Here is a 20,284-nt window from a genome sequence, read left to right on the forward strand (position 1 = left end):
GCCGAAAGCCCAGACGATGTCCCATTCACCTACCGACAAGATCGCGCTCTTCATCGATGGAGCCAATCTCTACGCGACAGCGAAAACTCTGGGCTTCGACATCGATTACAAGCGCCTGTTGAAGGAGTTTCAGAGTCGCGGGACGCTGCTGAGGGCGTTCTACTACACCGCCATCATCGAGGATCAGGAGTACTCCTCGATCCGCCCGCTGATCGACTGGCTCGGCTACAACGGCTACACCGTCGTCACCAAGGCGACCAAGGAGTTCATCGACGCATCCGGCCGCCGCAAGGTCAAGGGCAACATGGACATCGAGCTCGCCGTGAACGCCATGGAGCTGGCCGAGCACATCGACCAGATGGTGCTGTTCTCGGGTGACGGCGACTTCCGCTCTCTGGTCGAGGCCGTTCAGCGCCGCGGCGTGCGGGTCACCGTGATTTCCACGATCGCCAGCCAGCCGCCGATGATCGCCGACGAGCTGCGCCGGCAGGCCGACGTCTTCATCGACCTCGTCGAGCTGCAGCTCAAGCTCGGCCGCGACCCGACCGAACGCCCCGCCCGCGATATCCGAGCCCACCCACCTAAGTTCTTGCAGCAGCCGAAAGGCAATGACCCATTGGTCTAGCGACTTTCATGCTGGGACTTTTGCCGACGTGTTCGCATACCAAACGTTATGGAAGAAGTCGGCCACTGGCCGAGACAAAGCGTACGAAAGCTTGATTTATGAATCTCGGCAGCGATGCTGGTCGCACAGTTATTGCCGCCATCGGCTTAGGAGCTTAGATCGCACCATTTCCTTCAGACAAAATGAAAGTCGGCTTGATGCTGATGCAATTCGGCCAAACCCACATTGTCGATCGTAATCGTGTCGTTTGACGTGGCAGCGATCACCACACTGCCGTTGCCGTCTTCAAAGGCGGAAGCGACAAGCGCCTCAGCATTCGCGAATACTGTGCGCTCAATCTCTATTATATCGCTCGCGAGATCGAAGTCGGTGATGGTGACGTTCTTGAATCCCGGCTTAAACACAAAGGTGTCGCTGTGATCCTGGCCAGCCGCAAGGCTGAAAGCAGCTGAGCTCGTCACAGTAATCTGCGTGACGTTGTAGGTATTGTTGGCTTCGTTGGCTTCGCTGACCTGATTGCCATCGTCGGCGATGCCGCCAATGTAGTAAGTCCCTGGCGCGAGATTGGCTGCGAGCGCCACCGACAGGTTCTGATGGTCGTAGTAGCCGGCCTGGCCGACGCTCGTCAGTGCCGGCGAATTGAGGGTCGCTAGCATCTGACGTCGTGATGGTGGCGTCGGTCGAAAGGTATATTTTCGCGGTCGATGCCCCTGATACGCCGCTGCCGATGTTCATGGCGTAAGCGTCGATCGTGGTACTGCCGCGGCCCCCGATGGTGGTGCTCCCGACGCTCACATATTCGGAGAGGTCGGGTTGCGGCGGGGCCGTCACGGTGATTTTCGTGACGTTGTAGGTGTTGTTGGCCTCGTTGCTCTCGTTGATCTGGTTGTTGGCGTCGGCAATGCCGCCGATGTAGTAGGTGCCTGGCGCAAGATTGGCGGCCAGCGTCACGGGGAGCGTCTGATGATCGAAATATCCGGCCTGGCCGGCGCTCGTCAGTGCCCCAGAGTTCACAGTCGCGAGCACTGTATCTGACGCCGTGATGGTGGCGTCGGTCGAAAAGTATATTTTCGCGGTCGATGCTCCTGATACGCCGCTGCCAATGTTCATGGCATAGGCGTCGATGGTGGCGCTGCCGCCCGCCGCGATCGTAGTGCTCCCGACGCAAGCGCCTTCGACGATCCTTGTGAATCAACCGAACGTTAGGCGAGCGATCTATGCCCTGGCGGAGTCACTACCATTAGTCGGGCGCATGTCAGGCACAAAGGCGCATAGAATTATCGCAAAAACCCTGGCCGGCTAGACAAAATGCACTAGCGCAAGGCGCTCCGTGAACATCCGACTATAGCTGCGTGCACATCTCAAACGTCTACGTGCACATCTCATAACGCACATTCGACAGCGAGACGGCTTGCACAGATCAATCCCGGTCCGGCAATTCGCTCATGCTGCGTGGCAAGGCTAGAATTGCGTCTTGATCAGCCCTATTCCGTTTGATTGTCTTGCAGGCGTATTCAGCGATGCCAGCAGCGCCGTGGATAGGCTTCACATGAATGCGTCTGATCCCGTGGAGAGTATACGCCTGCTGCTTTTGTTCAAGATGATCAATGACGCATCCACGGAAACGCGAATACCGCGGAATCATCATGGGCCCGTTGTAGTGGAGGCCCCCGGCATTCATTGAGACCTCTCGTAAAGAAGCCATTTCGCGCTTGGCAACAGGCTTGTCGGGAAAGAGAAGCAACCGCGGTATACGCGATTGAGAGTGTGCGGATCTGGGTGCCCTATCAAAACGTGTACTAGATCGGCCGTAGTACTTTTCAATGGCTTTACGCATCTGCGCCAATACCGCCTCCTCCGATCCAGGAAGACGTTCGAACATAAAATTGATGTAAAACGGGCTCCACCAGTCAGTGCTAGCGTGATCTAAAATCCATTCATTCAACCCGGGTATCAATACCGAGTTGGCGACTGTGTATCCGCTTCTACTGCTATACATTAGTAGCTCCTATTATGACACTATCTGGGTACGCTCTAGAAAGACTCTCATGCTGAGTTGATCAGACCTTCTCTATGTCTCCTAAGAAGGGTTATTACGTACTGTTACTAGCGGATACACAGTCACCAACTGGCAGCCTCCTGCATATCGAATCCTGAGATCCGAATGTTTCGACCAGATGGAGCAGGCACTTTACCCTAGGCTGCACGTAGCTCTCCTGATGGGCTTTGCGATCTGCTCACGAAATTAGTGTTCTCGGGCCATACAGATGGTCGCGTTTTGGAACCAAAATGCACACTTTATCTCCGGCTTTGCCAATCCAACAATCAGCCAACGGCCCAAGCCAGGATCGAGGCTCCTCCGTCTTCTTTTCGTCAGACGGTGCAGTTTCGTATCGCTGGATTTGGCTCTTCTGCTAAGCTGGTTAAGATCACGAGGCGAACTACGGTGCGGATGGGCAACTTGCAGAACCTTTTCAATGGGTTTTTCAAAAGCGAATTCAGGATCAACGAAGCGGTTGGACGTAGCGTTACCTACGTTCGTGGGGGCAAGTTGTTGGGGGGCAATTCAGGGTTCGCCCATATAGGCACCTACCGAATTGCGGAAGACGAAATACACGTCGATGTGACGAGCCGACGGCACAATTTCGATGTCGGTCATCAATCGCTGCTCGGCTCCGACGTTTCGACGATATCTGTCAGCGGACGGGCCGTCGGCAAGGCGTTTCACTTCGAAGGCGGATCACCGCAGGTGCCTAACGCCGTTTTTCGATCCGTCATGACTCCGCTAGACGAGAGCGACCTGGCGGCACCCGGTTTAGTCGGCGAAGCTGGCATTACCGACGGATTATACTCCATTCGTTTGAGCATTTTGGATGGTGTCCCCGGTGGACTGACCGGCGTAATGCTTTTGAACAACGGACGTATCTTGGGGGGCGATGCTTTCTTTTACTATCTCGGGTCGTATTCCTCGTCTAATGGACGATGGAAAGGGCAGATGGTCAATCAGGAACACACGCCAGCGCGAGGTGAAGACCCAGTTTTTGGAGGACACGAGATCGGAATTGGCTTTTCAGGGACTTGCAATGCGGGGGGCGGCTCTCTTGAGGGCACAGCACTTGCGGGCAAGCGCAGCATCCGGTTCGAAGCCCAACTTAGATTAATCTATGCTGCCTAGACGTGCAGCCATTAGCCGGCTGGCCGCGCCCTAACGGCCGCTTCAACTTAGGGGACCTGAGGGCCAACAAGTGACGTCGGGTCGGAGCTCATGTGCGGCTACGATTTCGCCCTTAGGGGGCTCTGTGTGCTGTCGCCAGCCTTTGCTTCCCCTGGGCCAGGACCAAGCAAAATACACATGTGGGTCTACTTCGAAACGCGCAACTTGGAGATCGAGGTGCCGATCTGTGTGAAGGCGGTGTCGATCTCACTCGGGTTGCTCAGCATGAAGAAGTTTGCCGAGCCGCTTGCACATTTGGGCAGCACGGGCGACACGCCAGTCCCGTCATCAAGCTGGACCGTGTAGATGGTCGTGTTTTTAGCCTTGACCGCGGCGCACAGAGCCTCCATCCGCGTGTCGATCTTGCCGCGTTCGGTCGACGACGACGTCATGGACCCGTCGCCATTCCAGCGGTTGACTGTGTTCTGACCGTCGGTGAACAGGATGATCACGTGCTGGTAGACGTTGTTGACGTCCTCGGCCGGTGCGTTCAGCGGCGCCTGCTGCAGCAGCGATAACCAGCCCCAGTGCAGGCCGATGGTCTGATTGGTGCCGCCGTTCGCCGACATCGCGTCGATAGTGCTCTTGACGGTGCTGGATGTGCTGGTCAGCGCCAGCATCTTGGCAGGGCAGTACGGGTCCTGATCGGCGACAAATTGGGTCGTCAACGCCGATGGCAACGCGTCGGAGACGTCATAGCTCTGATCGCGGTCGGAGACGCAGCCGTTCCAGTTCGAAGTCGAAGGCGAGCCGACGGAATGGCTCCAGGTGTAGCCGTGCCCCTTGCACATCGCCATCGTGTACCAGGAGCTCCGGCCGCTGCTGCAGTAGGAGTTGCCGGAGGAATCCTCCGACCTGGGGTCCCATAGATCCCAACGCAACCACGCGGCCGAGGCCTTATCGGTGCCCACGTTGACGGCGCTCGCGAATGGAATCACGGAGAGCATGACGTCCCCCGGGGTCTTCGCAAGCGCCCCGAGCTTGTCGACAAGGTTCTTGGATGCAGTCTTCAGGTTGCTGATCTTGGTGCCCGCCATCGAGCCGGTGTTGTCGAGCACCAGCGCGACGCGAAGCAGGCTGTTCCCCCAAGTCGAAGTCGAGCCGACGCTGAAGTCGAGGGTTGGAAACCCAGCAATCTGCATGAACTGGCTCTTGATTTCGCCCGACGCCGTCATCCTTATCGTGGATCCCTTGCCGCCGTTGTTGGCGGTGTAGGTGGCTGATGCCTTGACGTTTTGGCTGTCTATCTCGGTATAGAGTGCGGTGAAGTAAGCCGCGCCAGCGGTCGGGACTTGATCAGCCGTGATCTTCCCGTCGGACAAGTTCTTAGCGACCATTAGCGCGGCTGAATCGAGCGCACCCTGCATCGCGGTGCGGGCGCGACTGGCGCGGCTGTAGTCGATCGCGGCCCCGACGAATGACAAAATCGGCAGCAAGGCGATGGCGAAGATGACGGCGATATTGCCGCGCTCGTCCCTGGCGAAGCGACCTAAGTGGTTGGCGGCGGAATAAGGGCTAAAGGGCATCCGGAATCCTTTGCAACCTGCAATAGGCAAAGGACTTTAAGCATACGTTAAGCTATAAACTAAAATTCGGGTCAACGGCCTTCGGCACGCAGCACCAAGGGAACAACGCGTTCGGTGAGCTGAAGGTAGCAGGCTAAGCTCGCACGTCGATCTTCGTTACTCCTCTGTCAACTGCGGGAATAACTTTCCGCTTTTCCTGCTCGTTCTACCCCGCTGTTTCTGAAAGCGCTGCAAGCGGGCATAAACTGATTGGCGTGTGCGGCCTAGCCGCTCGCCAGCCTGCTCAGCCGTGGCACCTGCGCCAAAGAGCGAAAGCAATTCCTCCTCTCGGCAACCACGGACGTACCAATGTGCGACTATTCGCCATTTGAAGACGGCCCTTAAAGGCGCGGCGGTGCAGGCCGCCTCGGTGGGTCTGGAACACGCGCTGGGCGCTCTAATCGAGGCGGCGCTGGCAAACGGGTGGGCTCCGGCGCACGGTTACCGCGCGTCATCCAAGCCGCCAAGCGGGCATAGCTGCGCCGGAGGCTGGGTAAAAACCACTCGGGTTTATCCTCATGATTCATGGTGAAACTGTACAGGACGCGGGTTTAGGAATGGTTGCCGGCTACATGGCAGCTGAGCGCCGCCTGCGGCGGGCGGGGCCCTTGGCGTGCGCGACTACAGTGCGCCGCGCGCGATGCTGCGGGGACAGCCTCTGAGAGCTGCCAAGCCAAACGTCGAATCGCGAGGCTAGGCGGCTGATTTGAGTGGCTAGCCGCCTTTATTACCGGATTTTTCGGCAATTCGAATCGCAACCCCGCCGGCGTCACCCCCGGCGGTTTTTTCGTCGGAGGTCTGATCAGCCTTCTGCGCGAGCTCTTCAACCAGCATCAACAGTGCGCGCCGCTTCCCACGGCTCTTGATTTCTTTAAAGGCACTCACCAGACACAACACTTCGCGATCATTCTCGGGAAAAGTCATTTGCGACTCCGGACCGACAGCCGCAGCAGGGAACTGCTGCGGCTGTCATCCTCGAAAAATCCGGGTGAAAAATCTAAGCGAACTATGAGCCAGCCCCGGCAGCCGTTTTTTAGAACGCAAGCTTGCGTGTCGGCAAACTGTTTATTTTAGCAAGGGCACAAAACTAATTCAGCTGCTTAACGTACGTTGTTGATTTCGGACTCGAGGGATGGCCTGCCCGTGGCGCCAAACGACGAAGGCCGCAGCAGGGGGACTGCTGCGGCCAACGCGATGGTCAAAAAAAATCCGGGTGAAAACGATCTAAGTGAAATATGAGCCAGCCCCGGTGAATGCATCATACCGGCAAGCTGAGCGGCTACAATATGATCTAAATCACAAATCAAATTAGTAATTAATCTGAACCATAATGCGCTGAGGGAGAGCGCCGCCGGGCTGGCTGGCGGGCTCTCACCCAAGCACAAAGCCGTGTATGTCCCCCACGGCCCCGTCCCGAGAAGCACCATGATCCAATCTGTTTAAAGAGTGCTGACGATTACTCGTCGCGTAAATAGTTATCAACGGGAAGATCAAACGCTAAGTAGACTGAGAAAATCGCTGCCGCGACTAAGATCAATGTTGCTAATGCGAGGCACAGGAACACGGGATTACTCATTACTGGTTGATTAATCAATTCGATTTAATCCATTTATGTAGCTCTGACAAACCGAATTAAATGATATTCTTGCATGCAAGTTTCATTTGATTTTTGATGGTTCGGGGGGGGCCGTGGGTACTTTGCTACTGTTACTCGCGGCGTGCGTTGTTGGTCTCCTTCTCGTGCTGGCCTTCCGCCGATAGGGCCGACTGCGTACGCAAGAGTTGCCAAGAATCCTCAGCCCAGCGCCAAATCCAAGCTGTTGGGCTTGTTGGTTTTGACTGTGCGCGGTTGAGCGCGTTCACTTGAGGAGGTGGACGGAGAGGAACGTGATCGTCTGGCTTTCAGTCATTCTCATTGGCGTGAGCGTCGCAATCCTGATTGCGCACACGATCGATGCGATACGTTCCGGAGAGTAGCGACACCCTAAGGCGAGTGACGAATACCGCGGAGACACGGCCCCGGGTTCAGGGGGGCTATTGAGGGTAGGTCCGGGCCGCCCGCCAGCTCGGCGGGAGCCGGCATTCGACTCAAGCAAAAACTGCCCGTCCGGTTCCTCTCACGGCGCCGCTAGATTCTCGCTTGGTGTCAGCAGCCGCACGAGTCCCGCTGTATGCAGTTCGAGCCAGCCTTTCTCCTACCCGACATCCGAACCTGCTTTTCCTGCTTTCCAACCCTTCTCTGTAGGCTGATAACGCTCCCCCTGTTTCACCAACCAGCGGCCTTCGATCATCTTCTCTGCCAAAACCTTTGAGCACGCCGGCAGGTTGCTCCCAGCATGGCCGTCTCTGCGCTCGACCATAAAGCCGTAGACGCGCGTCAGCCGTAGTGCTTTCAGCATGCCTGGAATGAGAACTACGGTCGTGCTCGTCATCGCTCTCCAAATGACGGCACTACCCGAACGTTCCTGAAGCCACTGGGCAAAAAGCTGCCTTTAAATTATCGATTGCGAGTGGCGATAGCCGCTCATCAGCAGCAAAACCGCCAAACATTGGCGGGTCTTTTCCGTTGGTTTAAGAGCAACAGGTGCGGGACTGCCGAACCGGACGCAACGGTCAACGTTTCGCGGGCGGGCCGCTCTTGTTACCGGGCAGCCGGGCGCGCCGCTTATGCCGGCGCCTGAGTTCTGCGCGCTGGTGGCAGTTGAAGCGCCCGGCGCGCCAGGTTGACCGGGCGGGTGCGCGCTTGCTCCAGGAGAGGCCTGACTTCCGACATTGCCAGAGGCGCCAGTGTTCTGTGTCTTTATGCCTTTGTCCGCCTCATTCTGGAGGTTCTGATTGGGTGTCGCTTGCTGGGCCATGACGGGGCCAACTGTTAGGGCAGAGGCGACAAGGACGGCTGCTGTCAATCTTCCTCCTGGTTATTGCCCCCACCGCCACAACGCGCCGTTAGAATTACATTTCCGGCGAACGCCAAATAAGCCGTGCTCCCGGCGCTTGGTGCCGTTGGAAGCGTGCAAAGAGCCAAAGAGAACGCTTTATCACACCGCGTTCCCGAGCCGCTCGGGAGGTGTTCTCGAAAACACAAACCAAAACGCATCTGCGGTTGTGCTGGAACGCATCCGTGTATTCGCCGGTGGAACACCACTCTGTCCCAAAGTTAGAAGAATCGTGAACTGAGGAAGATAGACTGCCCGCTGTCAGTCCTGACGGCGGGCTTTTTGTGAGTTGTGTAGAGTGGCGAAGCGTACCAAGGCACCGGTCAAGCCGGCGGCCCCGATGCCGGGTTTTATCAGCCCACAGTTGGCGACCCTGAAGATTAGGGCGCCTTCAGGCGGTCAATGGATTCACGAAATCAAATACGATGGCTACCGCATTCAGCTCCATATGGACGGCGGTGACCGCAAGGCATTCACGAGAAACGGGCACAACTGGGTCGACCGGTTCTCTGTCATTGCAGGCGCCTTCAACATACCCGGCCAGGCAATCGTGGACGGCGAGGTCGTCGTCATCCACGAGGAACGCACCAACTTTTCTGAGCTGCAAGCGGACCTCGGAAGAGGGGACCAGGAGCGTTTGCTGTACTTCGCATTCGATCTCCTATGGCTTGATGGTCAAGACCTTCGCAAAATGTCCCAGCTTGCTCGTAAGGAGCTTCTCAGAGAGCTGATCGACAGTCACAAGCTGAAGCAGCCTATCCTCTATAGCGAGCACCATGAGGGGGACGGGGGGGCGCTGTTCGAGGCGGCAATTAAGCTGAACTACGAGGGTATCGTCTCAAAGCAGGTGGACGCGCCCTACAGGTCCGAGCGGGTTGAGGCCTGGCAAAAAGTCAAAACTGTTCAGCGAGAAAAATTCCCGGTCGTCGGTTTCATCAAGGATCCGACCGGCGTCGCCGCCCTCTACCTGGGCAAACAGGAAGGCAAAGAGCTTCGATATATAGGCAAGGTCGGGACAGGTTGGAGCCGAACGACTTCGCGAAAGATAAGGGACGCACTCGACACGGTAGTAAGCCCGAAGCAAAAGCTCACCAAGTCTATCAGGAAGCCGAAGGCGACATGGGTTGAACCGAAGTTCTACGCCGATGTGGAGTACCGGGACATCACATCCGAAGGATTGCTGCGGGCGAGTTCCTTCAAGGGATTAGGGACGGCGAAACGCCGCAAAGATTGAGCCTATGTCTTCGGCCCGCGAGATGGCTTCTTCCTTAGCAACGGCCGCATGATCTCGGTCGCGGTAAAGCTGGTCTCAAAGCCTTTCGGCAGTATAGGGAGTTCGTTCGGTCCGGCGTTGTTGCAAACGGGCAGGGCTCTCCGGCTCCGCCGCAACCACAAGCAGTCGGGCCGGTCGGAGTGGTTCTCGCATACCCAATGCGTATCGTCGCAGCAAACGCAACCCGCCATCGTTACACCTAATGCTGCTGCGGCTCCTCCAGGACATCCTGCCCGTGCAAGTGATCCATCACCTCGCCGAGGTCGCGCATGTCGATCATCTCGCCGCAGATCGTACAGCGAATGAAGTGGTCGCGCTCGTTTTGCGGAGCAGGGCCTTCCGGCTTGCCCTCCCGGAACGTCATGCCACGGCGCCGAAGTCTTCAAGGACAAGGTAGATGTCGCGGTCGAGGCGATCAGCCGGCACAATCGAGGGCGAGGAACGCATACGCTTACTCCGACAAAGGACGCTGTCGACGATCAAGGCAGAAGACTCCCGGAGTTGGACCGAGAGTCTTTGCCGCGCCCAGGGGGACATCCGCCCTTAGTGGCGCCGCCAAATGCATAATTCTTGAGGTGCGTAAGGAGTTCCTTGTGCCCTTGCCCATGGGCTCTTTATCAAACGGGTCAAATCAGAGCGCGAACCAGGCGAGCACCGCGATGATTGGAATGACCGCCACGCCAATAAGCATCAAGGGTGCGGGTTCGTTACCTGTGCGGTCGCTCATCCTGTTCTCTTGCCAAACCTTTAAGACTGATAGTCAGGCGCCGGGTGCCCCTTTCGGGCTTACCGCCAGCCGCGACGCTCCTGTCGGCCGTACGCCGTCCTAGGATTGATGCCGCAATCGACGTTCCGGCCGGATGCCGACGCCAGGCACTGGGCGCGTGTGGAGAAGCTGCAGTCGCCGGGATAGCCTACGCCCTTGCCCTGGACGCACCAGCGATACTCCTGGGCCTGCGCGGCGGGCGCGGAGGAAACAAGAAGGCCGCCAGCAATCAGCGCGGCCGATGCGATCGAGAGTTTCATCATGAGGGGTTTTCCTTTGGTTGATGTCGGTCAACCGGAGGCGAAGTCCTGCGTTCCTAAGGGGTGATGGCTGCCGCTAGCTGGCATCGAGGGTCAGCGTTCTGCTTCACCAGCCAACCGTCTTAAACCACTTTCCCCGCGAATGCTGTCGAGCATGCCGGCCTGCTTCCGCCAAGGCGGTAGACCCCGTCGGCGCGCTCAACCAACAGCGGCTAACGTTGCTGGCGGGGCTTCGTGGTATATGAAAACAAGCGACCGGATCATCTGGTTGCGACAAGCCAGTTACGACAAGGGCTGCGCATGGATGGCCTGAGGCTAGAACCGGGGGCGCTAGGTGTCACGCCATGGACCCACATCACTGAAACGTGCGTCTCACGTGACGGTGCCGCTGATTTTGTACTCAAACCGCGCAAATAGTGGGCCGCTGGTTGCTGCAGCCTACCGCCCTCGACACTCACAAACCGAGCGAACGTCGCACGTGACGCAGCACAGATACGGTACTGCCGGTGTAGCGTCCATGATTCCAATTCTGGTCGGCTGCATAGGCAGCAACGGCTACAATCCGATCCTGCCTATGTTGGCCCTAGTGGGTCGGCTCCGACCTACGCATCTCCTGCAGTCGAGCCAGGCAGTAGTCCCGATAAAGGTCTTCAATAAGTGACCACATGACCCAAATTCCCGTTAGCCTATGAGGCAAAACTAGACCCAGCTTGTTTCCGGACTGCTTCTTGAGGCGGTGAAATGGTTTCGTCGCCTCTGCTCGGCGGGCCTCTCGTTTACCCGTCTTTGCAAGGAATGCCGAAGCTGTCGCAAGTGAGTGCGAATGACTCCTTTGCCTTAGCATCTTCAAAGCAAAAGCGCGTTCCGACCTCGGCACGATCAATCCACCAATCGGCTTTGGCTCCCTTTGCGATGCGCGACGCTTCACCGCGCAGCAAGTCCAATTGTCGGCCCGCGGCAACAACGATCAAACAATTTTCCTTAGGCATAATGCTGTCCATTATGGGCAATCAGGACGATCGGCACGGAGGCCGCAGCGGGGGGACCGCTGCGGCCTCGTTGTCTAAAAATCCGGGTGAAAACGATCTAAGTAAAATATGGAGCCAGCCCCGGTGACCAGAAACGTACAACACCTGTGCCGACGCACAATGTCATCTAGATCACACTTTGGAATCGTATTTAACGCGTGAGGGAAGGCCCGCCGGGGCTGGCTGAGCTGGCGGACCTTCACCTCTGAGCTAGGCCGCGTATGTCCCCCACGGCCCCGTCCCAGCGCGAATCTAGGCACGCGGCGTTAAGGATGAATTGAAGGCCACGTTCGCGCGCCCCGGCTGCGGTGATAAACAGACCAGAGCGATAGGTGTCCGCCTCTCGCCACCTCAAAACTCCCGCCGGCTCCCAAGGTCGGCGGGCTTTTCTTTGCCTAGTGGCTGAGTTCGTATCTGCGAATCTCCGTTCAACCGCGTCAGGCAGTAATCCCGATACAGATTTTCAATGAGCGTCCACATGACCGAATCCCCGTTGGCCTATAAGGAAAAGCTAGACCCAGCTTGTTTCCGGACTGCTTCTTGAGGCGGAAAAAAGGTTTCGTCGCGAGTCCGTCGGTCTGTCCGGCGGGCTACAGCATGTTACAATCCAAAAGCGATTTTAAGTCCACGCCGCAGTGGTTGACCGCGATGCCAAGGGGTGCGCCATTAATCGATTGATTTAAAGCAGCTGAGGAGACTCGCGATGATTAGGCCGATTTTAGTTGCTTCCGTTGCTCTGGTTTTGGTCGGTGGCGCTGTACAGGCTCAGCAGGGCGGACCTCGCAACCCTCAAAAATTGGAAAAATGCCAGCAGCTCGCTACCGAACGTGGCTTTTCGAGTGCAGGCGGGAGGGGGAAAGGGCAAGGGCGCGCAAAGCGAGAGTTTGTGAGGGCTTGCATGCATGGGAAGCAAAGCTGAGCAAAGCTGAGCAAGGCGGAGGAGCGCGGAGCCCGCCGGGGGCCGGTGGTGCCTTTGCCAGGGCGCCGGTTCACGATGGCGGGCCCTTCGTTATGAGAGGCAAGCAACGACGGCTAGAACCACGTCCGCGCCAAGCTCACCCGAATACATCGCGAAAATGAATCCGGCACTGACAACAAGCGCAATTGCTTTAAGCGTGATCATTTTGCAATCCCCTCGTTAATGAACGAAGGTTAGACCTCCCTGTTTCAGGGGGGATTTCGCCGTTTCAGCGTTGGCTCGACCTCGACCTGAGGAAATAGCGTGCTGCGCATCGCCTATTGCTCGACAACACTGGCTCGATGGCGGCACCAAGATCAGCACCTGAAGACCGCATCCAAGAACCTTGTGGACAAGCTGGGGGGCCCTGGCGAAGACCCCGGTCGACGTCATGTTCTCCGTGATTCCTTTCGCGAGCGCCAGTCGCGGCAATTGGTCGACCTTGGACTCACGAATAATTTGCGCCGTTCGAACAACTGCCGATTTCACTATCTGTCGGAATCGATCAACTGAATAGCTCACAGAAGTGGCGGAAATTGTCACCGCTTTACCGCCACAGTATCTTTTACATACCGTCAGTGATGCCGAAAGCGGTGGTTCGGTCCCCGAGCCGGCCGAAAGAGATTCAATCGATCGGGGCACGCCGAGTGTGCCAGTCCGTCACCGACTGGAATGCATGCCCGGCGCGAGCGAGCACATCCTCCGACAGATGCGGGCCGACGAGTTGCATGCTGAGCGGAAGGCCATCCGAGGCCATGCCATTCGGCAGCGTGATAGTCGGACTGCCCGAGAAGTCGAACACCGCGGTGAAGCGCAGGATGCTGAGCAGCACGTTCGGATCGGCGCCGTACTCGCCCATCTTGGTCAGCGTCGGAATCGGCACAGGCATGGTGGGAATCAGCAGCAGGTCGATGTCGCCGAACAACGCAGCGAGGCTGCCGCTGAACTTCAAGCGCTCGTGATGGATCTGCGCGATCTCGACGCCACTCATCGACCTGCCCTGCTCGATCAGCTGCGCCAGATCGGGGCCATATTCCGATTTTCGCGACGGATAGGTCTCGAGGTGGGCCTCCGCCGTTTCGATCGAGCACATCGGAATCCACATGCTTACGAGCTTCTCGTAGGCCGGGAACCTGACCTCGCGGATATCGGCCCCCAGCGCCGCGAGCGTCCGCTCGGCTTCCAGCAACGCGTCGACGACCTGCGGATCGATCCCATTCTGGGTGTAGCTGCGGTCGACGCCGATCCGCAGGCCCCGGACCCCGTCACCGATCCCTGCGAGATAGTTCGGCACCGGCGCCTGCAGGGCCGTCGGGTCGTTGACATCCTCCCCTGCGATGACGCCGAGCATGGCGGCCGCATCGGCCGCGCTCCGGCACATCGGCCCGACATGGTCGAGCGAGTCCGCCAGCGGGAAGACGCCGTGACGGCTGACGCGTCCCCAGGTCGGTTTGATCCCGGTCAGCCCGCAGGTTGCCGACGGAAACCGGATCGAGCCGCCGGTGTCGCTGCCGATCGAGCCGAAGCAGAGCCCCGCCGACGTCGCCACGCCCGATCCGCTCGAGGACGAGCCGACCCAGTAATCGACGCCCCAGGGATTGAGCGGCGCCTGATCGTTCGGATGGTGACTGGTGTAGGCGCCCTCGGTCATCTTCAGCTTGCCAAGCGTAACGGCGCCGGCCTGCTCGAGCCGGTCTACGATCGTGGCGTTGAAGGACGGGACGAACCTGGCGTGAATCGTGGTGCCGCCTGCCGTCGGCGCAAAGGTCGTGTAGCAGAGATCCTTCAATCCGATCGGCACACCGTGCAGCGGTCCGCGCCAGATTCCCTGGGCGAGCTCGGCGTCACAGCGCTTCGCCTGCGCCATGGCGCGCTCGGCAAGGACGAGCGCATAGCCGTGGAATTTGCCATCGAGGCTGGCGATCCGGCTCAGCATGGCCTCGGTCACTTTCGAGGACAGCATCTCGCCGCGACGGAACAGCTCGGAGAGCTCGGCGATCGACTTATAGTGGATTGGATCTGCTGACATCTGACAGCCCTGTTGTTGCCGGAAACGGCCTTGCCCACCGGGCCGCTGACGGCTCGGTCCCGTCTGCGCGGCTCTGGATGCGCCTAGAACTGCACTCCGCGCGTGAGCGCACCATCGACCACTAGGTTGGTGCCGGTGATGAAGCTCGCCGCTTTGCTGGCGAGGAACACCGCGCCGTTCGCCATTTCCTGCGGCGTGCCCATACGCCCGGTCGGGTTGAGCGCCAACGCGGTCTTGTACAGCTCGGGATTGCCATCCTTGATCTGGTCCCAGACACCGCCCTCGAAATAGGTATTGCCCGGCGACACCGAGTTGGCCCGGATGCCTTTGCCGGCAAGCTGGAACGCGAGCCCTTGCGTGTAATGGATGATCGCTGCCTTGAACGTGCCATAGGGTCCGCTTGCGAAATCGACTTCGCGGCCCGACACGCTGGAAATCGTGACGATTGCGGCGGCCTTGCTCTTCTCCAGATACGGCATCGCCGCATTGACCAGCCGCACCGTGCCCATCATGTCGGTGGAAAATTCTTTCTCCCAGCTCTCCTCGTCCTGCCCGATCGACAGCGCGCTGACATTGGCAACGACGATGTCGATGCTGCCCAGCTTGGAGGCCATATCCTCGACCCAGGCCTTGAGCGCCGGGCCGTCGGAAACGTCGACCGAGCTGCCGAACGCGGCGACGCCCTTCGCCTTCATCGCGGTGACCGCGTTGTCGACGTCGGTCTGGTTGCGTGCGCAGATGCCGACATTGGCGCCTTCGGCCGCAAACGTGTCGGCGATCGCCCTGCCGATGCCCTTGGTGCTGCCGGTGACGAGAACCCTTGCTCCCTTGAGTCCCAGATCCATGTTCATTCCTCCCTATCGACGACTTCAAGACACGCATGCTGCCGTTCAGAGCAGAAGCTGTTCGCGGACGTTGTCCTCGTTGACCTCGGCGCCTGCCAGCGACTGCGTGATCTTGCCCTTCTCCATGATGTAGCAGCGCTCGGCGATCGCCAGAATCGTGTCGAGGTTCTGCTCGACGAAGATGATGGTGGTTCCGAGCTCGTTGCGGAACGACCGCAGCGCCTCGCAGATGTGCTGGACGATCGATGGCTGGATGCCCTCGGACGGCTCGTCCAGGATCATGAGGGACGGATTGCCGATCAACGCACGGCCTATCGCGAGCTGCTGCTGCTCACCACCCGACATGGTGCCCGCGGCCTGCCGGCGGCGCTCCTTCAGGCGCGGAAAATACTCATAGACGAGCTCCGGCAGTTTCTTGCCGCGGGGGCCGCCGATGAGCTCGCCGACCTGAAGATTCTCCTCAACAGTCATCTGCGGAAACACGTCGCGTCCCTGCGGGATGTAGCCGAAGCCCGCCCTCGCCCGCGCGTCGGCTTCGAGCTTTGTGACGTCCTGCTCCATGAAACTGATCGTGCCGCGCCACGTCTGGAGCAGGCCGATCAGACACCGCATCAGTGTCGACTTGCCGACGCCGTTGCGCCCGATCACGCCGACGATCTCGCCGCGCGAGACCGACATGGTCACCCCCTGCAGGATCGGCGTCGCGCCATATCCGGCCCAAAGCTCCGATACGTCCAGAATCCGGTCAGTGGAGTGTGGCTTAGTGAGCATGGGTCTTACCCAGATAGATTTCCGCCACCTTCTCGTCCTGTAGAATGCTTCCGAGGTCGCCGCGCGCGAAGATCTTGCCGAGATGCAGCACGGTGACACGCTGCGCGACCTGGCGGACAAAGGCCATGTCGTGCTCGACGACCAGCACCGTCATACCCTCGGCATTGAACGACTTGATCAACTCGCCGGTCTTGAAGGTTTCCTCCGGCGACATTCCGGCCGTCGGTTCGTCCAGCAGCAGGAGCTGCGGCTTCAGCGCCAGGGCCATCCCGATCTCAAGCCATTGCTGCTGGCCATGCGACAGAGCGCCCGCGAGCTTGTCACTATCCGCCGTGAGATCGAGCAGCGCCATCAGGCGGTCTTCCTCGACAATGCGTTCCACACCGGACATGCGATCCTGCAGCGCGGTCTGGATGTTCTGTCTGACCGGCAGTTCCTTGAACACGCTCGGTGCCTGCATCTTGATGCTCATGCCCCTCTGCACGCGCGCGTAGGGACGTTCCCTGGTGATATCGACGGCGTCGAACAGAATGCTGCCCTCGGTCGGGGGATAGAGACCCACGATCAGCTTGAACAACGTGCTCTTGCCGGCGCCGTTGGGCCCGATCAAACAGTGGACCTCGCCGGCATTGACGGTGAGGTCGACGCCGGAGACGGCGGTCAATCCGCCAAAGCGTTTGGAGACGCCTTTGACCTCGACCAGAGCCATGATCAGGACCCTTCCGATTGCAGGCTATCGGCCTCAGCGGTGACCGCGCCGTCGTCGCCCCGGCGTCCGCTCCACCAGTCCGCGGCGAGCTTACCGATACCGAGCACAAAGCCCTGCGGTGCCAGCATCACCGTCGCCAGCAGCAACGCGCCCATCAGCACGAGCGCAGCCTGCTGGCTGTAGACCGTGATGGTCTGGAAGCCGAACAGCAGCAGGAACGACCCGATCAGCGTCGCCGTCAGATCGCTGCGCCCCGAGAAGGCCACCCAAACGATCGGCATCGCCGCCGCCGGCAGGCCGATACTGGACGGCGTGATGAACTGCCCCCAGGACGTATAGAGCGCGCCGCTGAGGCCCGCGAGACCGCTGCCGATCACGAATGTCAGCAACTGATACTTGCGGACGTCATAGCCCAGCATCTCCGCGCGTTGCGGGTTCTCGCGCGTCGCCACGATGACGTTGCCGATCCCCGAATTCACCAGCATCCGGAGCGCGAGATAGACGATCACGATCAACGCGATCATGACATAGTAGAGCGCCGATCCCTCGATATAGAAGTCGCCGACGGCCAGCGGGTCCATGCCCTTCATGCCGTTGAAGCCGTTCAGCCGCGCCGGGCCAATATGCCATTCCGGTCCGGCAGTCTGGCCGAGAAAGAAGGCCAGCACCAGCGTCGCCGAAAGCGTCACGATGCCGAAGAAGATGCCGTTGATACCGCCCCAGATCATGAAGTAACCGAGAATGCCCGCCGCGATCATCGCGAGCACCACGGAGAGTGCAAGCGCGGCGATCGTTGCCGTGCCGCCACCCATGTTGATTGCGAGCACGCCGTAGCCGTAGCCGGCGATGCCGAAAAATAGGGTCTGGCCGAATGATAGCATCCCGCCATAGCCCCACATCAGGCAAAGGCCGAGTGCCATGAATATCCAGATCAGGAAGTAGGCGAAATTTCCGACGTCGTAGGAATCGGCGAACAACGGATAGGTCAGCGAGCCAGAGAGCACAGCAAGGAAGCAGGACCAGAAGATCTTGCCACGTCCGAGCGTCTGCGGGCCTTCCAGCAGCTTGAGCATCAACATTTCCCTTTAGCGCCCACGGCGAACCAGAACGCTGGACAGACCTTCAGGTAATACCCGAATGATCAGGATGACGGCCACCAGCATGCCGATCTGTCCGATGATCTGACCGTAACTCGCATTCAGCGCCATCCGGATCATCGCCAGAAACACTGCGGCTGGCGCCGTTCCGAGCAGCACGTTCGCTCCTCCGATCACGACGGTGACGAAGCTTTCGACCACGAAAGTCGCGCCCATGGTCGGGATCAGCGTCATGGTCGGCGCGTAGAGCGCCCCGCAAAGCCCGGCGAGGCCAGTGCCGATCCCGAAGCTGATCGCATAGATGCGGCCCGTGCGTGCGCCTAGCGCCTTTGCCATCGCGGCATTCTGCATGGTAGCGCGGGCGATTACGCCGAACCGTGTCTTCATGAAGATGATGTAAAGACCGGCGAGCACGGCCACCGCGCAACCGAACAGCACCAGACGATAGGTCGAAAACGTATAGCCACCTATTGCGAAGCTTCCCTCTGGCGTTCCTATGCCCCGTACGGCAGAACCTACGATCAGGAGCATCGATTGAGTCACGATGAGGCTAAGGCCCCACGTCGCGAGGAGAGAATCCAACGGCCGCTTGTAGAAGCGCCGCACGACGAGGAACTCGACAAGGATGCCGATGAGCCCTGCCGTCACCGCGGCAAGGATCTGGGCGATCGCGAGCGGCACGCCGAGATTCACCAGGCCGACTGTCACATAGGCGCCGCACATGATGAACTCGCCATGCGCCATGTTGATGACGCCCATCATGCCGAACACGATGGCGAGGCCCGCGGCCGAAAGAATGAGGAACGCAAACACGTCGGCGAACTGATAGAATAGCGAGAACACTTCGGCCGACATCTTGATCCCTTTGCCGATCCCGGCGCCGCATCGTCGCGGCGCCGGTTTTGTCCAAGACCCGTGACATTCAACACGAGCAAGATCCGTGCCCGTTGCTCGTCACGACTTCTTCGGGAGATGGCTCGGCGTGTATTGATCCTTGTCGTTCTTCTTGGTGAGATCACAGCCGATCTCGCCAAGCCAATAGGGCTGGATCACTCCGTAGTCCTTCTCCACCGTCACCTCGTGCTTGGGTCCGACCGAAATCAGGCGCATACGGTGCGATGTGTGCTGGCTCTTCGGATCTATACAGACCTTGCCTTCGGGCGCGTCGATGCAGGCATCACCAGTTGCGATGACCTTCCGCATATCCTCGAGCTTCGTCGACTTCGCCTTCTCGACCAGCGCCTTGTACATGTAGAGCGCATTGTAGGCGTTGTAGCCCATATCGTTGATGTAGAGCTCGTCCGGGAATTTGGCGTGCCAGCGCTTCTTGAACTCGCTGGCTTCGCGCGTGTCGATCTCCTCGAACCAGTTCGCGGTGGCGTGCATGTTGTTGAGCGCCGGAGGCTTGAACCGCTTGTGCTCGAAGCCCAGCATGACCTTGATCGAAGACCCCATCGGCAGGTTGAGGTTGGCAGCGGCCGCCTGCTCGAAGAACGAATCCTGGGCAGCACCGACGTTGATCGTCAGCAACCAATCCGGCTTCGCCTTCTGGATATTCTGAATGGTCTGCGCAAACTGCGAGACGCCGAGTGGAATGAACTCTTCGCCAACAACTTCGCCGCCGAGATCCTTCATGATCTTGCGGTTCCACTCGGCCGAGATCTGGCCGAAATTGTAGTCGGCGGCGATGACGTAGACCTTCTTGCCGAACTTCTCGACCATCCACGGAATGAGCGTCGAGAACTGCTGCTCAGGAACCGCGCCCATGCTGATCATGCTGGCGTCGCAGACACCGCCCTCGTACTGGTTGGTGTAGAAGTAGGGCGTCGAGGTGCGGTCGACGATCGGACGCAGCGCCTCGCGGGATGCGGAGGTGATGCCGCCAATCAGTACGTCGACCTTGTCGCGATTGAGCAGACGGCGGCCGAATTCCTGATAGCGCGCGTTGTCGCCCTGCGGATCGAGGTGGATCAGCTCGATCTGCCGCCCTAGGATTCCGCCGCTCTTGTTGATTTCCTCGACGGCGAGCTGAGAGCCGTGCAGCTTCGGCATGCCCATAAAGGCGAGATCCCCTGACACGTCCTCGAGCAGACCGACTTTAAGCGGCTCAGCTGCCTGAGCAATCCCCACCGCTGACGTTCCGAGCAAAGCACCGAGCAGAGCGATACCAATTCTACGTCCGGAATTCATCGTGATGTCCCCTGTCTT

19 protein-coding genes and 1 pseudogene are annotated in these 20,284 nt (G+C 59.1%); 4 read left to right on the top strand and 16 right to left on the bottom strand.

Going from position 1 to position 20,284, the window contains the following annotated elements:
• Window positions 1–16: 16 nt before the first annotated feature.
• Window positions 17–625, top strand: coding sequence for an NYN domain-containing protein (locus N551_RS0117720; protein WP_027568053.1), 609 nt, complete (start codon window positions 17–19; stop codon window positions 623–625).
• A gap of 173 nt (window positions 626–798) precedes the next feature.
• Here the strand turns inward: N551_RS0117720 and N551_RS39305 are convergent, their stop codons facing one another.
• The 3 genes and pseudogenes from N551_RS39305 to N551_RS38075 form a co-directional block, all read right to left on the bottom strand.
• The gene (locus N551_RS39305) at window positions 799–1,281 is read right to left on the bottom strand and encodes a hypothetical protein (protein ID WP_027568054.1); all 483 of its coding nucleotides are present in this window, start codon (window positions 1,279–1,281) and stop codon (window positions 799–801) included.
• 202 nt (window positions 1,282–1,483) lie between these two features.
• Window positions 1,484–1,807, bottom strand: a pseudogene (locus N551_RS39695) (CARDB domain-containing protein); the annotation flags it as partial.
• Between the two features lie 238 nt (window positions 1,808–2,045).
• Window positions 2,046–2,624 carry a hypothetical protein gene (locus tag N551_RS38075; RefSeq protein ID WP_155809773.1) on the bottom strand — a complete coding sequence of 193 codons (579 nt, stop codon included), beginning with the start codon at window positions 2,622–2,624 and terminating at the stop codon, window positions 2,046–2,048.
• Window positions 2,625–3,086: 462 nt separating this feature from the next.
• Between N551_RS38075 and N551_RS0117735 the strand changes: the two genes are divergently transcribed.
• Window positions 3,087–3,800: a GrlR family regulatory protein gene (locus N551_RS0117735; protein WP_245287798.1), complete on the top strand. Its 714-nt coding sequence runs from the start codon at window positions 3,087–3,089 to the stop codon at window positions 3,798–3,800.
• A gap of 185 nt (window positions 3,801–3,985) precedes the next feature.
• On the opposite strand, the gene N551_RS0117740 is transcribed toward N551_RS0117735, so the two are convergent.
• From N551_RS0117740 to N551_RS0117750, 3 genes are all read right to left on the bottom strand, one after another.
• On the bottom strand, window positions 3,986–5,365 hold the full coding sequence (locus tag N551_RS0117740; RefSeq protein WP_027568057.1) for a TadE/TadG family type IV pilus assembly protein: 1,380 nt from the start codon (window positions 5,363–5,365) through the stop codon (window positions 3,986–3,988).
• A 753-nt stretch (window positions 5,366–6,118) separates the two neighbouring features.
• Window positions 6,119–6,328, bottom strand: a complete 210-nt coding sequence (locus N551_RS38080) for a hypothetical protein (protein WP_027568058.1) — start codon at window positions 6,326–6,328, stop codon at window positions 6,119–6,121.
• A gap of 1,271 nt (window positions 6,329–7,599) precedes the next feature.
• Window positions 7,600–7,836 carry a hypothetical protein gene (locus tag N551_RS0117750; protein ID WP_027568059.1) on the bottom strand — a complete coding sequence of 79 codons (237 nt, stop codon included), beginning with the start codon at window positions 7,834–7,836 and terminating at the stop codon, window positions 7,600–7,602.
• Window positions 7,837–8,638: 802 nt separating this feature from the next.
• Here N551_RS0117750 and ligD point away from each other — a divergent pair.
• Window positions 8,639–9,574 (top strand): non-homologous end-joining DNA ligase, encoded by a 936-nt coding sequence (gene ligD, locus N551_RS0117755; RefSeq protein WP_027568060.1) that lies wholly within the window; start codon window positions 8,639–8,641, stop codon window positions 9,572–9,574.
• Window positions 9,575–9,812: 238 nt separating this feature from the next.
• On the opposite strand, the gene N551_RS38850 is transcribed toward ligD, so the two are convergent.
• The 3 genes from N551_RS38850 to N551_RS0117780 all read right to left on the bottom strand — a co-directional run bounded on the left by N551_RS38850 (window position 9,813) and on the right by N551_RS0117780 (window position 11,628).
• Window positions 9,813–9,977: a hypothetical protein gene (locus N551_RS38850; RefSeq protein WP_197031154.1), complete on the bottom strand. Its 165-nt coding sequence runs from the start codon at window positions 9,975–9,977 to the stop codon at window positions 9,813–9,815.
• A gap of 422 nt (window positions 9,978–10,399) precedes the next feature.
• Entirely contained in the window at window positions 10,400–10,642 is a 243-nt protein-coding gene (locus tag N551_RS0117775) for a DUF3551 domain-containing protein (RefSeq protein ID WP_027568061.1), read from the bottom strand.
• 773 nt (window positions 10,643–11,415) lie between these two features.
• Window positions 11,416–11,628: a hypothetical protein gene (locus tag N551_RS0117780; RefSeq protein ID WP_027568062.1), complete on the bottom strand. Its 213-nt coding sequence runs from the start codon at window positions 11,626–11,628 to the stop codon at window positions 11,416–11,418.
• 1,261 nt (window positions 11,629–12,889) lie between these two features.
• Here N551_RS0117780 and N551_RS38085 point away from each other — a divergent pair.
• Window positions 12,890–13,138 (top strand): hypothetical protein, encoded by a 249-nt coding sequence (locus N551_RS38085; protein WP_155809774.1) that lies wholly within the window; start codon window positions 12,890–12,892, stop codon window positions 13,136–13,138.
• 112 nt (window positions 13,139–13,250) lie between these two features.
• Here N551_RS38085 and N551_RS0117790 read toward each other — a convergent pair whose 3' ends face one another.
• From N551_RS0117790 to N551_RS0117820, 7 genes are all read right to left on the bottom strand, one after another.
• Entirely contained in the window at window positions 13,251–14,654 is a 1,404-nt protein-coding gene (locus N551_RS0117790) for an amidase (RefSeq protein ID WP_027568063.1), read from the bottom strand.
• An 83-nt stretch (window positions 14,655–14,737) separates the two neighbouring features.
• A complete protein-coding gene (locus tag N551_RS0117795; protein WP_027568064.1) occupies window positions 14,738–15,499 on the bottom strand; it encodes an SDR family NAD(P)-dependent oxidoreductase in 762 nt (253 codons plus the stop codon).
• A gap of 45 nt (window positions 15,500–15,544) precedes the next feature.
• Window positions 15,545–16,270 (bottom strand): ABC transporter ATP-binding protein, encoded by a 726-nt coding sequence (locus N551_RS0117800; RefSeq protein WP_081747872.1) that lies wholly within the window; start codon window positions 16,268–16,270, stop codon window positions 15,545–15,547.
• The gene (locus N551_RS0117805) at window positions 16,260–16,979 is read right to left on the bottom strand and encodes an ABC transporter ATP-binding protein (RefSeq protein ID WP_027568066.1); all 720 of its coding nucleotides are present in this window, start codon (window positions 16,977–16,979) and stop codon (window positions 16,260–16,262) included. Before N551_RS0117805 ends, N551_RS0117800 begins: the two co-directional genes overlap by 11 nt.
• A gap of 2 nt (window positions 16,980–16,981) precedes the next feature.
• Window positions 16,982–18,052, bottom strand: coding sequence for a branched-chain amino acid ABC transporter permease (locus tag N551_RS0117810; protein WP_081747876.1), 1,071 nt, complete (start codon window positions 18,050–18,052; stop codon window positions 16,982–16,984).
• Between the two features lie 12 nt (window positions 18,053–18,064).
• Window positions 18,065–18,931: a branched-chain amino acid ABC transporter permease gene (locus tag N551_RS0117815; protein WP_035961530.1), complete on the bottom strand. Its 867-nt coding sequence runs from the start codon at window positions 18,929–18,931 to the stop codon at window positions 18,065–18,067.
• 99 nt (window positions 18,932–19,030) lie between these two features.
• Window positions 19,031–20,266: an urea ABC transporter substrate-binding protein gene (locus tag N551_RS0117820; protein WP_027568069.1), complete on the bottom strand. Its 1,236-nt coding sequence runs from the start codon at window positions 20,264–20,266 to the stop codon at window positions 19,031–19,033.
• Window positions 20,267–20,284: the final 18 nt, after the last annotated feature.

It is taken from the genome of Bradyrhizobium sp. URHA0013 (assembly GCF_000518345.1).
Taxonomy (GTDB): Bacteria; Pseudomonadota; Alphaproteobacteria; order Rhizobiales; family Xanthobacteraceae; genus Bradyrhizobium.